This is a genomic window from Halorubrum sp. BV1, assembly GCF_000746205.1.
Lineage (GTDB): Archaea > Halobacteriota > Halobacteria > Halobacteriales > Haloferacaceae > Halorubrum.
Map to the genome: position 1 here is coordinate 53075 of NZ_JQKV01000005.1, position 15366 is coordinate 68440.

At 58.6% G+C, this 15366-nt stretch carries 10 protein-coding genes and 1 pseudogene; 4 read left to right on the forward strand and 7 right to left on the reverse strand.

Features of this window, described 5'->3' with window-relative positions:
• Positions 1–2: 2 nt before the first annotated feature.
• Together EP28_RS08940 and EP28_RS08945 are read right to left on the reverse strand one after the other, a co-directional pair.
• Positions 3–2603, reverse strand: a complete 2601-nt coding sequence (locus tag EP28_RS08940; protein WP_049983692.1) for a heavy metal translocating P-type ATPase — start codon at positions 2601–2603, stop codon at positions 3–5.
• Positions 2604–2763: 160 nt separating this feature from the next.
• Complete coding sequence (locus EP28_RS08945; protein WP_049983693.1) at positions 2764–3354, reverse strand: AsnC family transcriptional regulator; 591 nt, start codon at positions 3352–3354, stop codon at positions 2764–2766.
• Positions 3355–3486: 132 nt separating this feature from the next.
• Between EP28_RS08945 and EP28_RS08950 the strand changes: the two genes are divergently transcribed.
• The gene (locus tag EP28_RS08950) at positions 3487–3684 is read left to right on the forward strand and encodes a heavy-metal-associated domain-containing protein (RefSeq protein ID WP_049983694.1); all 198 of its coding nucleotides are present in this window, start codon (positions 3487–3489) and stop codon (positions 3682–3684) included.
• A gap of 264 nt (positions 3685–3948) precedes the next feature.
• Here the strand turns inward: EP28_RS08950 and EP28_RS14405 are convergent, their stop codons facing one another.
• Complete coding sequence (locus tag EP28_RS14405) at positions 3949–4161, reverse strand: hypothetical protein (RefSeq protein ID WP_196219628.1); 213 nt, start codon at positions 4159–4161, stop codon at positions 3949–3951.
• A gap of 33 nt (positions 4162–4194) precedes the next feature.
• Between EP28_RS14405 and EP28_RS08955 the strand changes: the two genes are divergently transcribed.
• Positions 4195–6144 (forward strand): copper-translocating P-type ATPase, encoded by a 1950-nt coding sequence (locus EP28_RS08955; protein ID WP_173231026.1) that lies wholly within the window; start codon positions 4195–4197, stop codon positions 6142–6144.
• Here the strand turns inward: EP28_RS08955 and EP28_RS14760 are convergent.
• From EP28_RS14760 to coxB, 3 genes and pseudogenes are all read right to left on the reverse strand, one after another.
• Positions 6079–6645: pseudogene (locus EP28_RS14760) on the reverse strand (hypothetical protein); the annotation flags it as partial. The gene EP28_RS08955 and the pseudogene EP28_RS14760 overlap by 66 nt on opposite strands.
• 199 nt (positions 6646–6844) lie before the next feature.
• Entirely contained in the window at positions 6845–9343 is a 2499-nt protein-coding gene (locus tag EP28_RS08965) for a cbb3-type cytochrome c oxidase subunit I (protein WP_049983696.1), read from the reverse strand.
• Complete coding sequence (gene coxB, locus EP28_RS08970; protein WP_049983697.1) at positions 9340–10131, reverse strand: cytochrome c oxidase subunit II; 792 nt, start codon at positions 10129–10131, stop codon at positions 9340–9342. Before coxB ends, EP28_RS08965 begins: the two co-directional genes overlap by 4 nt.
• A gap of 897 nt (positions 10132–11028) precedes the next feature.
• Between coxB and EP28_RS08975 the strand changes: the two genes are divergently transcribed.
• Together EP28_RS08975 and EP28_RS08980 are read left to right on the forward strand one after the other, a co-directional pair.
• Positions 11029–13527, forward strand: coding sequence for a heavy metal translocating P-type ATPase (locus tag EP28_RS08975; RefSeq protein ID WP_049983698.1), 2499 nt, complete (start codon positions 11029–11031; stop codon positions 13525–13527).
• A 169-nt stretch (positions 13528–13696) separates the two neighbouring features.
• Positions 13697–13882: a DUF7333 family protein gene (locus EP28_RS08980; RefSeq protein ID WP_049983699.1), complete on the forward strand. Its 186-nt coding sequence runs from the start codon at positions 13697–13699 to the stop codon at positions 13880–13882.
• A gap of 146 nt (positions 13883–14028) precedes the next feature.
• Here EP28_RS08980 and EP28_RS08985 read toward each other — a convergent pair whose 3' ends face one another.
• Positions 14029–15231, reverse strand: coding sequence for a hypothetical protein (locus EP28_RS08985; protein ID WP_049983700.1), 1203 nt, complete (start codon positions 15229–15231; stop codon positions 14029–14031).
• Positions 15232–15366 lie beyond the last annotated feature (135 nt).

The following is a 15366-nucleotide window of genomic DNA, read 5'->3' on the forward strand; positions in this document are numbered from 1 at the left end:
GTTCAGCGGAGTTTCCCGAGCAGTTTGTAGTCGTGATCGGGGGTGTACCGTCGGAACAGCAGGCTGTTCGACAGCACCGACACGCTGGAGAACGCCATCGCCCCGGCAGCGAGCACCGGTTGGAGCAGGCCTAGCGACGCCAGCGGAATCATCGCGGTGTTGTACCCGAGCGCCCAGACGAGGTTCTGCTTGATCTTCGCGAGCGTCGCGTCCGAGATGCGGATGGCCTTCACGACGTCGAGCGGGTCGTCGCGCATCAGCGTGACGTCGGCGGCCTCGATGGCGACGTCCGTCCCCGAGCCGATGGCCGTCCCCACGTACGCGACGGCGAGGGCGGGCGCGTCGTTGACGCCGTCACCGACCATCATCGCCTTCCGGCCCTCGTCCTGGATGGTCTCGACGGCGTCGGACTTGTCCTCGGGGAGAACCCCCGCGCGAACGTTCTCGGGGTTGATGCCGACCTGCTCGGCGACCGCGCGGGCGGTCCGCTCGTTGTCGCCGGTGATCATCATCACGTCGACACCACGTTCCTGTAGTTGGTGTACGGCGTCCTTCGCGCTCTCTTTGATCGTGTCGGCATCAGCGACCACTCCAACCAGTTCGTTCTCGTAGGCGACGAGCATGGCTGTCTTCCCCTCGTTCTCTAGGCGTTCCATCGTCTCCTGGGCGGGCGAGGGGTCGATCCCGTTGTCGCGGAGCAGCTTCCGGTTGCCCACCAGTACCTCGCTGTCACCGACGGTCGCTTTGATGCCGTGTCCGGGGACGTTCTCGAAGTCCTCGGGGTCGGTCACGTCGATGCCACGATCCTTGGCTCCGTTGACGATAGCGCGGGCGAGCGGGTGTTCGCTCCCGCTCTCGGCCGTGGCTGCGAGCCGAAGGACGTCTTCCTCGCTAAGGCGGTCACGTGCGGTTAGCTGACCCCCATCGGCAGCGGTGTCGCCGCCGTCCGCGACCGGTTGGCCGTCACTATCGAACACGACCACGTCGGTCAGCTCCATCTCTCCTTTCGTCAGCGTCCCGGTCTTGTCGAAGACGACCGTGTCCACGTCCTTCGCTCGCTCGAGGATGTCACCTCCCTTGAACAGGACGCCGTTCTGTGCGCCGATGGTCGTTCCGACCATCGTCGCGGCAGGCGTCGCCAACCCGAGCGCACAGGGGCAGGCGATCAGTACGGCCGACGCGAACACGATGATCGAGAACTCGAAGACGGTGACGGTCCCTCCAGCAATTGCGGGTCCACCTGCCACGGCACCCCACAGCGGGAGCCACTCGACGAAGCTCGCGAGAGTTCCGGGGAACAGGTACCAGACGACGCCCCAGAGAACGGCGTTCGCGATGACGGCCGGCACGAAGTACGCGGAGATGCGGTCAGCGAGGTTCTGGATGTCGGGCTGGCGCGACTGGGCGTCCTTGACCGTCTGCACGATCTGCTGGAGCGCCGTGTCCTTCCCGACCTTCGTCGCCTCGACGACGAGCACGCCGTTCTCGTTGATGGTGGAGCCGACCACCTCGTCGCCCTCGCTCTTCTCGATGGGGACCGATTCTCCCGTGACCATCGACTCGTCGACCGCCGACTGCCCGTCGACGACGACGCCGTCCGTGGGAATCTGCTCGCCCGGTCGCACCTTCATCCGGTCGCCGACCTCGACGTCTTCCAGGGGAATCTCCTCCTCGTTCCCGTCCTCGTCGACGAGGGTCGCGGTGTCGGCCTCCATCTCCAGCAGTTTCCGCAGCGCCTCGCCGGCCTGCCCCTTCGAGCGGGCTTCGAGGTAGTTCCCGAGCGTGATGAACAGGAGGATGAGCGCTGCGGTGTCGAAGTACAGCCCACCGGCGATCACGCCGAGCAAGACTGCGACGGAGTAGACGTACGCGGTGGTCGAACCCAGCGCGATCAGCACGTCCATGTTGGCGCGACCGTTCTTCACGAGCGCCTTGTAGGAGTTCTTGTAGAACGGCCAGCCGAGTACCAGCTGGACGGGTGTCGCCAGCAGGAACTCTGCCCAGCCGAACTCGACCCCGAGAATCGTCTCCGGGAGGACGCCACCGCCGAGCAGGAACTTCTCGGCGAGGAAGAACAGCAGCGGGGCCGACAGCACCGCGCCAAACAGGGTCAGCCGGAGCTGTTTCCGAATCTCGGCCTGTCGTGCGGCGTCACGGGCATCTTCACCGGATTCCCCGTCGTCCTCACGAACCGGTGAGTACCCCGTGTCTTCGATGGCGTCGTACAGCGCGTCTAGCGACGTGTCGGCAGGATTGTACGTGACCTGCGCCTCGTCGGTCGCGTAGTTGACCTCGGCGTCGATGACGCCCGGTGTGGCCTCCAGCGCGGTTTCGTTGGTCTCAGCACAGTTGGCACACGTCATGTCGGAGATGGCGATGGTGGCCGTCTCCGAGACGGCGCCGTAGCCGGCATCATCAATAGCGTCGTAGATTTCGCGGAGCGATACCTCCTCGGGGTCGTACTCGACGGAGCCCTCGTCGGTGGCGAAGTTCGCGTTCGCCTCCGATACCCCGGTGAGGGATTCGAGGGTGTCCTGGATCGTCGCCGAACAGTTGGCGCAGGACATTCCCGTGATATCGAGGTGGACAGTTCGCGTTCCCATTCGTACCCTACAATACGTGGTCCTTACTTAGTGCAGTTACTGTTTCGAGAACAGGGCTTTAGACAAGTATAGAATTCAGATTCTAAAGCAAATTAACGTTACACCGCCGAAGGAAGCCAATATCAACGACCCCACCCAGAGAGGAAACAGCGACTACAGCTTACGCTCCTTCTTCGAGTCGCTGATACTGGTCTTCGAAGCGACCACGGCACGACGAACAACAGAAGTGATAGACATCATCGTCGATTCGAGCGGATTCGCCCTCGCTATCGACCGTATTCCCACACTCGGCACATGTAATTGCGAACTCAGTGCCGTCGAGCGAGGGTGTCCATTCGAGGTCGTCGACGAGCGTTACCGAGTAGTCCGTCGATGGCGTCTCCTCGAGAAGCCCATCGATCCACCGTCGAACGTTCTGCCCCTCCGCACGACCGTAGAACCATATTTTCCCCTCGGCAGTAACGAAGAGGTGTTCGATACCATCCGCGTCGTGGAGTCGGCTTCGAAGTGGCTCGATGACAGAGGTATCGTTTTCGAGCCGGACGAACACCGGAACGCCAGCTCGCAGTTGTGCGCGATTCACGTCGACGGTGAACCCGTTGATGATGTCGGATTCCTCTAACCGTTTCACGCGGTCTGATACGGCCGGACCAGAGAGATCTACCTCCTCACCGATGCTGCTGAACGGACGTCGCGCGTCCTCTGCCAGTAGCGAGAGGATCTTCATGTCAGTCTCATCTAAATCACGCATATCTATCTGTAGGTATCTCGAATTACAATATTGTTTCCCAGCGTTGGGCTTCGTATGCCATTTCATTTTCAGGATTGACTTTGGATTCGAAGCAGTAACTGACAAAGACGTGCATCTCATACGTATAGCTGTATGACGCAGACGATCACCGTCGAAGGCATGACCTGCGGCCACTGTGAACAGACAGTCGAAGACGCGCTTCGAGAAGTGAGCGGCGTGACCGACGCGACCGCCGATCGAGAGGCCGAACAGGCGAGCGTCGACGGCGACGCTGACGTCACGTCACTCGTTCAAGCCGTCGAGGACGCCGGATACACCTCCCACGCCTGAGAAACGCCGGAACGCACGTCCACGAGCGCACCGCCGTTCTCGTTCGACACCGGCCCTCTTGACGGTACCGCTCCGTATCAGGGTCTGGACAGCATAATGAGGGACGGCACCAACACCCACACCATGAGCAACCATCCAGACCACGAGAACTCCGAAACCCCCTCTGCAGAGGGTCACACCTCGAACCAATCCGAAGGACCCGTCTACTGTTGTCGAATTTGCCGGTTAAAAACAGAGTCGGAACCACGAGCATCAGCCCACGCGTCATCCGAGCAGCAGTCCCACCCCTCGGAGCACGAAGCACACACTGCGGCGGATGAGGCACCCACAGAACCCGAACACCCGGACGAACACGTACAGCACGAGCACGAAGCCGAACACGATCACCACCAAGTCGAATCCGAACACACTCACCACGGAGACGCAGAACACGACCGCGGGGCGAACGGTCACGAAGGGGGCCCACACGACGATCACGGAGCCCACACGGACCACACGGGCCATGAAGGGATGTTCCGCCGGCGGTTCTGGGTGTCGCTCGTCCTCTCGGTGCCAGTCATCTTTTTCAGCGAGTTCATCCAGGACGTCTTCGGGTACACGGCACCGATATTCCCCGGGAGCGTCTGGATCACGCCCGTCCTCTCGGTGATCGTCTTCGCGTACGGTGGGGTGCCGTTCCTCTCGATGGCCCGGACGGAACTCGAGAACCGTGAGCCGGGGATGATGATGCTTATTTCGCTGGCCATCACGGTCGCGTTCGTCTACTCCATCGCCAGCCTGTTCCTTCCAGGGACGACGCCCTTTTTCTGGGAACTCGTCACGCTGATCGACATCATGTTACTGGGCCATTGGATGGAGATGCGCTCGGTCCGGCAGGCCTCCGGGGCGCTCGACGAGCTGGCGAAGCTCATGCCCGACATCGCCGAGCGCGTCACCGAGAGTGGGGACACGGAAGAGATTCCTGTCTCCGAACTCGGCGAGGACGACGTCGTTCTCGTCCGTCCGGGTGCGAGTGTACCTGCGGATGGGGAAGTCGTCGAGGGGGAGTCCTCGGTCGACGAATCGATGATCACCGGCGAGTCTCGTTCTGTCGACAAGGAACCCGGGTCAGAAGTCGTCGCTGGTACGGTCAACCAGGACGGCAGCCTCCGCGTTCGCGTCACGAAGACCGGTGACGAGACGACGCTGGCAGGCATCATGCGACTGGTCGACGAGGCCCAGCAGTCCAAATCCCGCACGCAACTCCTGGCCGACCGGGCAGCCGGCTGGCTGTTCTACGTCGCACTCGGCGTCGCGGCGATTACGGCCGTTGCGTGGGTCGTCGCGGTCGGATTCAACATCACCGTCCTCGAACGCGTCGTGACGGTTCTCGTCATCGCGTGTCCGCACGCACTCGGCTTGGCCGTCCCGCTCGTGGTGGCAATCAACACCTCCACGGCTGCCCAGAACGGGATGCTCATCCGCGACCGTATCGCTATGGAGGAAGCCCGGAACCTCGACACGGTGATGTTCGACAAGACCGGGACGCTCACGAAGGGCGAACAGGGCGTCGTCGGCGTCGAGACGGCAGGCGACTGGGATGAACAGCGGGCGTTCGAGGTCGCTGCGGGCGTCGAAGGCGATTCCGAACACATGATCGCTCGCGCCATCCGGAACGCCGCCGCCGAACGTGACATCCAACGGGCGAAGGTCTCGAGCTTCGAAAACCTCCGTGGCCTCGGTGTCAGAGCCACCGTCGATGGCGAAACGGTCCACCTGGGTGGCCCCAATTTGATCGAGAAACTCGGTATCGAGCGATCCGACGACATTACTGCCTTCGCCGAGGAAGCCGGAGCGAACGCACAGACGGTTATCTATCTGATTCACGACGAATCTGAGGTCGTCGCGGCGTTCGCGCTGGCCGATGTCATTCGGGAAGAGAGCAGACAGGCCATCGAGGCACTGCATGGGATGGGCATCGAGGTGGCGATGCTTACGGGAGACAGCGAAGACGTCGCGAAGGCCGTCTCTGAAGAACTCGGCATTGACCAGTACTTTGCTGAGGTGCTCCCGGAGGAGAAAGACACGAAGGTCGAACAACTCCAGTCCGAGGGCAAACTGGTCGCGATGGTCGGCGACGGCGTCAACGACGCGCCAGCGCTCACCAGGGCTGACGTGGGCATCGCCATCGGCTCCGGGACCGACGTCGCCATCGAGTCGGGCGACATCATCCTCGTCGACAACAACCCTCTCGACGTGGTCCGTCTCATCAAGCTCTCGAAGGCGAGCTACCGGAAGATGCAGGAGAACCTCGTCTGGGCGACCGGCTACAACGTGTTCGCGCTGCCACTCGCTGCGGGAATCCTCGCACCCATCGGCATTCTACTGTCGCCGGCCATCGGTGCCGTGTTCATGTCACTGTCGACGATCATCGTCGCGATCAACGCCCGCCGACTCAAAGGAGTCGACCTCTCGGCATGACTGAACCGTCTCATCCGGTATTCGCGCGACTGTACGATCTACGGTTGGTCCTTGACGGTCGAGCAGATCGTCCCGTTCTGCTCGTTCGAGAACTGCCTGTGCGAAGCCGTACAGTGGGATTCATGCTGCTCAGCGTACTTCGAAAGAGCTTCTCGCCAGTGTATATCCAGCTCGAACTCGGCTAATTGGATTTGGATCCCGTCTTTCCCTTCGACGAGGTCGACATCTAGGTCTTCGAGTTGCTTGAAACGGAGGTTGTTCCGGCAGACCGTGATGAGCCGCTTGGAATCGACGATGTAGGGATCGACCCACTCTCGCCAAGTGTTGTCGTCGACGTGTGTTCGTGGCATCGCAAAATCCGTCCACACTCTCAATACAGAACTGTAGCATCACGCTGCCAGTTCGATGATTCGCATTCGGGAGGGAATGTCGGAGAATCAAATTCGACATCACTTCCCCAGCGACGGTCGGAATTGGTGCTCCCCAGGACACGTGACTGATAGTGATTACTGCGATTCTTTACCGCCGTGATGATCTGGATCGGTGATTGGAGCCTCTGAACCGCCGTCTTTCGACACCGCCCGTGAAAATAGTCGCAGTAATCACTATGAGTGGGCGGAGATTTATGGGTCGTAGATATCTACACTGTTGATAATATAAAATTCAATATATTCGGAATTTTATAATTATTCCGATGTATTCAGAAGAGGTAGAACAGCGGGAAGATGAACACCCAGACGATGTCGACGAAGTGCCAGTAGAGGCCAAAGTACTCGATTGGCCGCTCGTCGTCGAGGTAGTGGCCTTGGTAGGCCCTGATGAACAGGAAGATGGCGATCACAAGGCCAATAACTACGTGGATCCCGTGGAGGCCGGTCGTGACGTAGTAGATCGATGCTTGAATAGGGTCACCATGGGCATTCGCCGAAATTGTCACGCCTCGTTCGAAGATCTCTTTGTTCCACTCCCAGAGCTTGATACCCAAGAATGTGAATCCAAGCACTATCGTTGTACCGAGTGACGCGAGCAGGCCCTGCCGATTCTTTCGACGAGCGGCGACCAGCGCCAAGATCACGGTAAATGACGAGGTGAGGAGTACGAACGTGTTGATCAGCCCCGGTAGTGGTTCGGCCAGTGGCTCCCATGTCATCCAGCCGGCGTTGTACCGGACGAAGATGGCTGCAGAGAGGAACGCGCCAAAGACGATCACGTCTGACGCGATGAAGAACCACATCCCCAGCTTGACTTTTTCGATGCCGTCGAACGGCCACCGCTCGGCGAACTCTGTCGGTGGGGCATAGAAGTCCTCAAGGCCCCACTTCACCCCGGTCCAAATGAGTCCGACCAGACCGATAACTATGAGTATCGGGTATACTGGATTCGAGATTGTCACGCCAGTCGATGTGAGCGACTCGCCCAGCTCGAAGACAACGTTATCGCGGAACCCGGTGAGTCCGAGGAACAATACACCGACTGCCAGCGATAGGGCCAGCGGCCAGATACTTGCGTGGCTTGGGTGCTTGTCCCAGTACGGATATTTTTTGATGTGTTCGGAGTGGGTGTCACCACCGTCAGTCGTTCCGTTCCCATTGGCGTCGGTCTTGACAGCCGGACCTCCGTCTGGCACATAATCTTTCACGAATTCAAGCTTACCGGACGCGTAGGACGGCCGGTTTGGCCAGTTCTCGAGCGGCGGGGGTGAAGAGATGGCCCACTCAGCAGTTCGCGAGTAGTCCCATGGGTTGTCGCCGGCAGGCTCGCCGGAGACATACGACTTCGCGAAGTTATAGAACATGATGAAGAAGGAGAATCCGAGTACGAACGCGCCGATAGTCCCGAATTGGTGGTAAATTTGGAGTTCGGGGTTGTATTCGAAGACACGCCGGGGGGTCTCCCACCCGAGGAACATCGAGAAATAGACGGCGTTGAACCCGATGAAGAACAGTATGAAATGGATCTTCCCGAGGAGTTCATCGTACATCTTCCCAGTTATTTTCGGGAACCAGTAGTACGCAGCGCCGATCAGCGCTGTCGCCCCCCCGAACATCACGTAGTGGAAGTGCGCGACCACCCAGTAGGTGCCACGGAACTCGTAGTCGAGGACGATAGCGCCGAGGAACACCCCGGTGATGCCGCCGAGGATGAACAATAGCAGCGCCCCGAACGCGAAGAGGAACGGTGTCGTGAACTGGATTCGTCCCTTGATGAGCGTGTAGATCAGCGAGAACACGATCAGGTCAAAGGGTAAGGAAATACCGATGGTGGTTGCCATCATTAGCGTCTTGATCTCCAAATTGATCGTCGTCAGGAACATATGGTGCATCCACACAAGGAACGATTGGACGGAGACAAGACAGATGGCGATTATCACCCACTTTCGCCCGACGAGGCGACGCCCAGAGAATGTCTGGAAAAGCTCCAACATTGCACCGAGCGCCGGGAAGAAGACGATGTACACCTCCGGATGGCCGAAGAACCAGAATAGGTGGCCCCACAGAAGGGAGCCGCCCTCTGTTGCGGAAAAGTACACCGAGCCTAGTACACGGTCGGATGCAAGAATTAGTCCCGCAGCGAGTAATGCGGCGAATGCGAACAGCATCATCCACACGGTCGCGAGGATGGACCATGTGAACATCGGCATGTCCATGATTCCCATCCCTTCGGCACGCGAGTGATGAATAGACACGAGGAAATTTATCGACGAGGCGGTGACTCCGATGGTGAACATCGCGAGTGCTAGTATCGCACCCGTCGAGCCGATACTCGGTGTGTACGCGGGTATGTTGAGCGGAGCGTATATCGTCCAGCCAGCGCTCAGCGTGCCGCCTTGGAAGAAGCTGATTGATAATAATACGCCTGAGAACAGGTACATCCAGTAGGAGAGTGCGTTAAGCCGTGGGAACGCAAGGTCGTCGGCACCGATCTGGAGCGGCACGAAGTAGTTTGCAAAGCCGAAGGCAAACGGGGAGAGGAACCAGAACACCATTATCAGTCCGTGGGCAGTGACGGCCTCGTTGTACGCCAGCCCGGACAGGATCTGATTCGTTGGTTCCCAGAGCTGGACACGGATCAGTAAAGCAAGGACACCGCCGAATAGTAGGAAGAACAGGGCAGTGATCGTGTAGAGGATCCCGATGTCCTTGTGGTTAGTCGTGACGAGCCATCGTTTGACCGAAGTCGTGGGCGGGAGTTCGCTCATGTAGGGGCACCTCGAATGATCGCGTTGTCAACGCTGGGAGTATTTCCGGCGGAAGTCCTATCGATATTGGAGGTGTTTTCACTTTGGGTACCTGTATACCATTCTTCCCACTCGTCTTGCGGGAGCACCGTGATTTGACCAGTCATCGCAGAGTGACCGGCCCCACAGAGCTCGAAGCATTCGACTCGGTACGTTGCCTCGCCGCCCTGTGCCTCGACTTCTTCGGAACTCACGGAGAACCAGACCTCGCTGGTCTCTCCGGGGATAGCGTCGGATTTTATCCGCAACTCTGACGAGCCGAAGTTGTGCCACACGTCGCGTGAGGTCACGTCGAGGTTGACTCGGTTATCGGCCGGCACGACCATCTCGCCCGTCGTGGTGTGGCCGTTCGGGTACTCGTACTCCCAGCCGAACTGGTACCCCTCGACGAGGATCTCGATGTCGCTCTCGTCTGCTGTGTCTGGCCCCTCCTCGACGTAGAGGAGGATCCCGTACGCGTACACAACGAGACTGATAACGACGATCGCGCTCAGTCCAAATGAGAGGAAGAGCTTCTTCGCTTTCGGACCACCCTGTCCCGTCGGGAGCTCGCCGACCGTCGGCGCGTCGAAGTCTTCTTTCGGTTCGCCCCCGTCGTCGCGGTACTTGTACACGTTCCACAGCGTGTACGCCACGACGATGGTGCCGACGAGGGTACCGAGCGCGAGGAAGACGAAGAAGATCTCGTCGAAAACCTCCGCTTGCGCGCGCCAGTCGCTCCCTCGTTGTAAGATAACTGTGTCAATCATATTTGCTTCCGTAGTCTCGCCCCTCTACTTCACGAGGGTCCACTTATTATTTTGTATCACCTGAGTAGAATAGTTGTACCGAGTTTTCGGAACACCTGCCACGTGGGATTACCAACAATGTTACTATTAAAATATCTTGCTCGTGGTAGTCATTCAACCTGCCTTTGGAGGCGTAACTTGATGAAGACTGCCCTGAAGGCGGAGCTAGCAATTTCATCCGGCGCTTTCTTCCGAACCTGAATCCACTATCGATCGTAATTTGAGTCTCATAATCGGTGAAAATTCGGCAAATGGTAGTATTACACTTGAAAATCTGCGGCTGATGGCACTAATGGAAATTCTAGTCAACGACTTCTACGCGATCAATCGCAGCGTGGGATTTGCTGTCGGGAGTGTGCTTTATTTCTCGTGCGAGGAATCCATGTGTTTCAACAGCGTAATTCTGTCGAGAAACTCTCTAACTACACTTGGGACCGCTGTTGTCACGTTCTCGAGGAACTACCCATCCCGCTGGCGCGGTGATCAGCCCTCATTTGGAACTGCCCTGTTGGGTATCATGGTACAATTACACATAGAGATCAGTGAGCGAGGATGGTTATCGTGTACTCTTGAGGGTACTGTGTACGTGTAGAACGTGCTTTGCTCCTATATGCTGCCTACAAAGGGCTGCTCTTGAGGGTACTGTGTACGTGTAGAACCAATATGGATCGACACAGATACACTACTGTGAATCTCACCATACGGAAGGTAGCAACAACCACATAAACATGACCCGATTATTGTATACTGAGCGATCAACGTCCTAGCGCCTGATCAATCTATATGGAATAATATGTTTTATGATGTCTATTCAGGCCGGTATAGTTTCAAGCAGACCAAGCACCCCTCTGTTGAACTATGACTGATAACTGCTACTTGTGTGGTCGCGAGGTTCACTCTTCCACATTTGAGACTGTCGGTGAACAATCGTTCTGTTCGAGTGGTTGCCACGATGTGTATACGACGCTCGGAGCTTCCGATTCTCCCGATGCCACGCAAACCTCATCTGAGAGCAAGATCGAAGAGGGAGACGACACGGGTCCTCCCAATCAACATCGTTCTCAAACGTTCCTCCGGATCGACGGAATGTATTCTGCGACGTGTGAGGCGTATCTTGAATCTCTTGCCGATAAACAAGAGGGAGTGGCTAGTGCCGAGGCGAGTTACGTCACGGAGACGATCCGAGTTGAACACGACCCAGCCATTGTTTCGAAGGAATCGTTGCGCGAGGCACTGAGCTCGCTGGGTTACACCGCGTATCTCCGTGAAGATGCCTCATCAGACGTGGGTGAGGCCGGTGGCACGACACGTCGATCGCGGGAGATGGGTGGGATTCGAAAGCGCCGAGACGACCAGCTCTTGGGTATGCGATACTCCGTTGGGTTCCTCTTCGGTGCGTTTCTGTTGGTTCCATACGTTGCGATCCTCTATCCAGCGCAGCTCGCGTCGATTTTCGACTGGCAAGTGCTCGAAATATTTGAGGGCACATTTCGGCTAAACAGTCAAGGGGCATTCGTGTTCCTCCGACTGTATTTCGTGATGACTGGTATCATTCTCGTCTTCACCGGTCTGCCAGTGTTGCGTGGCGCGTATATCAGTCTCAAAATGCGACGCCCGAACACCGACCTGTTGGTTGCGCTCACCGCCGTTAGCGCGTACGCGTACAGTACGGCTGCCGTTATTCTCGGGCAAAACGACATTTTCTATGATCTCGCGATCATCGTCACGGCTGCGGTTACCGCGATGGTATTCTACGAATCGTCGATCAAACAGCGGGCACTTGATCGTCTCACCGAACTCACCATTTCACAGGTCGAGAGTACACGAACGTACGACTCGGACGGGGAGACTCAGGAAGTTCGCGTGGAGGATCTCAGTACAGGGGATGTCGTGCTCGTCCGACAGGGCGAACGTGTTCCAATAGACGGTGAACTGGTTGAAGACAGTTGTACCGTCGACGAAGCGATCGTGACAGGGGAGTCACTTCCGGTGCTCAAACGCGCCGGCGACGACGTGATCGGGGGGTCGATCGTGACGGACGGGGCAGCGTTGGTCCGTGTCGCCCCGGACCTAACGAGTAGTATCGACCGGATAACGACTGCCGTCTGGGACCTACAGAGCGCGACTCACGGCGTCCAACGCCATGCTGACCAACTCGCGTCGTACGCCGTCTTCCTCGTCGTCGGAGCCGCTGTCGCGGTTGGCGGCGTCGGTGTACTCGCATTCGGGATGGGCCTGCCAGATGCCCTCCTCCTCGCGCTGTTGATCATCCTTGCCGGCTCACCGTGGGCTCTCGGCCTTGCGACGCCCCTGTCGGTCGCGAAGAGCCTCTCCAGTGCGCTCCGCCGCGGGATCATCATCTTCGACGAAACAGTTTTTGAACGGCTCCGCGACGTCGATATCGTCGTCTTCGATAAGACGGGGACACTCACAACCGGAGAGATGGAAGTGATCAAAGCGGACGCGCCTCCCGAGTTGCTCGACGCCGTCGCCGCACTCGAACAACGGGCGTCACATCCCGCCGCGAACGCTATCACGACGGCATTCGCTGGGAAAGACGGTAGCGACGGCACAGCGGATCAGCCGGACTCCGGAGATGACGCGGCCGGAACGGAAGGCGTCGGTCAGATACGCGAGTTCACGAACCATCGGTCCGGTATCGAAGGCGTGATCGGCAACACATCGTACCTCGTCGGAAACCTTGATCTGTTCGCAGAACAGGGGTGGACCGTCGACGACGACATCCGATCTCGGATCGCCGACGCCCAGGAATTCGGACAGCTTCCGGTGGTCGTCGGTCGTGACGGGACAGCAGAGGGGCTGATTGTCGTCGGGGACGAGCCGCGAGACGGCTGGGATGACACCGTCTCTCGGCTTGGGGAACGGGGCACGGAGATCGTCGTCCTGACCGGCGACGACGAGGAGGCAACGGACTTCTTCAAGCGACACGACGCCGTGACGCACGTCTTTGCGACGGTTCCGCCGGAGGGGAAGACGGCAACGATCCGGCGGCTCAAATCTGATGGGGAGGTCGCGATGGTCGGTGACGGTACCAACGACGCCCCGGCCCTCGCCGCTGCCGACCTCGGTATCTCTCTGGGCGGCGGTACAGCACTAGCCGCCGACGCTGCCGACATTGCCATCGTCGACAACGACATCCGCTCTGTCGAAACCGCCTTCGACCTCGCGGGAGCGGCTCGCCGCCGCGTGAAACAGAACAACCTCCTCGCGTTCTCCTACAATGGTATCGCCCTCGCGGCGTTGGCTGTCGGGTTCTTCAATCCGCTGACGGCAGCGGCCGCGGTCATTGCCGGCGGTGGGTTGATCGCGGTAAACACTCAACGGAAGCTAATTTGATGAGGGGTACGGCCTCCAAACGAGCACGGATCCGAGCTGTCTCACCGACGTGGTATGAAGGGTGGATATCAAGGTTCGCGCATCGTTGATCCGACTGTTGGGGTCACCATCCGGCTCCTCATTCCTTCTGTTTCTTAAGGACTATGCTTGTCTAGATACTACTACAACTATGGAGTTCGACTTTACACGTTCGGTGGTTCCGCTCGCCGTGATCGTCGCTGTCGCAACGGTCGCGCTAACCGCAGTGATGGCACCTTCGACCGTATTTATGATGGTTCTTCCCTCGATGATCGCGTTCTCGGTGGTCGCGTACTTTTTCGGGATGAAACACGGCGAATTCCGCGTTAGTCCGTAGCGGTCCTGTCCGGTACTGCCCCCAAACTCACAGTGTCCGTCCGTCTGAAGCGTCTTCATTCGGGTTACTACGTCCGGTGGTCCGCACTTCGTTTCAACAAAACTTGATGAACGATCAGCAACGGAGGATCGATGTGGCCGAGACGCCTATTCTGTGACTCCCGTACTGATCTCAGACGTATCTTTTCGGATAGGTGCTGGGGAGTCAATCGAATACACGAGCGTGCCGGTGAACAGTGCGATGCTACCTAACAAGAATATTGAACTCAGTGGCGACGCCGAATCGACGAAGATCCAGTATATCGGCGCCGCGATCGTCGGGCCGGCCGCGATGACGGCGACTTGGGAGACGAGTGGCCCACAACACCCACACGTACACGCACCGACGACCGTCGCCGTCCCGGCCGTGCTCTGTGTGGCGCCCGCCTGCCGATCGAGACGCCACGAGTGAGCGACGGCGGCTGCGTTCAATCCCACGAGAACGCCGAGTAGTCCCAGTACGATGACCACTCCAGGCGAGATCGCGATGAAAAACGGGACGTCAGGAAGCAGTACCTCAAGGGTGGGCCATCGCACGATCTGATACAGCACGTTCAGGACAGCTATGGTCGTCTCTTGCGGAGCCCCCTCTTCACTGAAGAACGACAGGTATCCTGCCGTCGCCATGAAGAAGAGGCTCACCATGACTCCGACGCTGAATCCGAACCGACGCGCCACCGAATCCCGAAGGATCGTCGACAGCGCCGCGCCAACGTCTTTCCAGAGAATGTATCCGACGAGCAGCGGTGTCGCGAGGACGATCCCGTATCCTATCGGATTGGTGTAGCCGCTGAACCCGGGCAGCAGATACGGATACAGTATCCAGCCGCCGAACAGTATTCCGAGAGCCATGTACCGAGGACGTGTCGTCCATCGAACGAGTCCGGTGATAAAACTCGCAACCACGACTAACAGGCCGGTTCCGATCGCGAGCGGCTGATACAAAGACCGCGAGAACGGCATCGAATCTGCCTGATACGTCGGATCCGGGGCCAGGCCCTCAAAGAGGATCGCACCGGCGACAGCAACTCCGATGCCGACCGCAATCCCGTACAGAGCGGCTCTCGGTGAGATCCGTTCCCTTCGCTTGAGGAGAACGAGCGCACCGACTGCGAGGGCGCCGATACCAGCGATCGCCAGCCCGTGCGACTGTGTGAAACCCGACGCCTCGGCGCCACCGTGGGCCGAAACTGTGGGGACCAGCGAAAGGAGACTGATCCCGACAGAAACCAGGACGAGTAGGCGGATCGACCTTCTGCGAGATTTCGGTCTGTCACCATCCGCTTTCTCTTTCCGGCCTTTCTGAGTCATTACGCGAGCTTAGTAACTCACACACAACTATCTGTCTCTCTCGTTTCCCCGAGACGCACCTCGTGACCACCTGAGAGTCTGTGTATGAGTGGAACCGTGCTGTAGAGCCCCGACTAGAAAGGCTCGGAGGGAGGG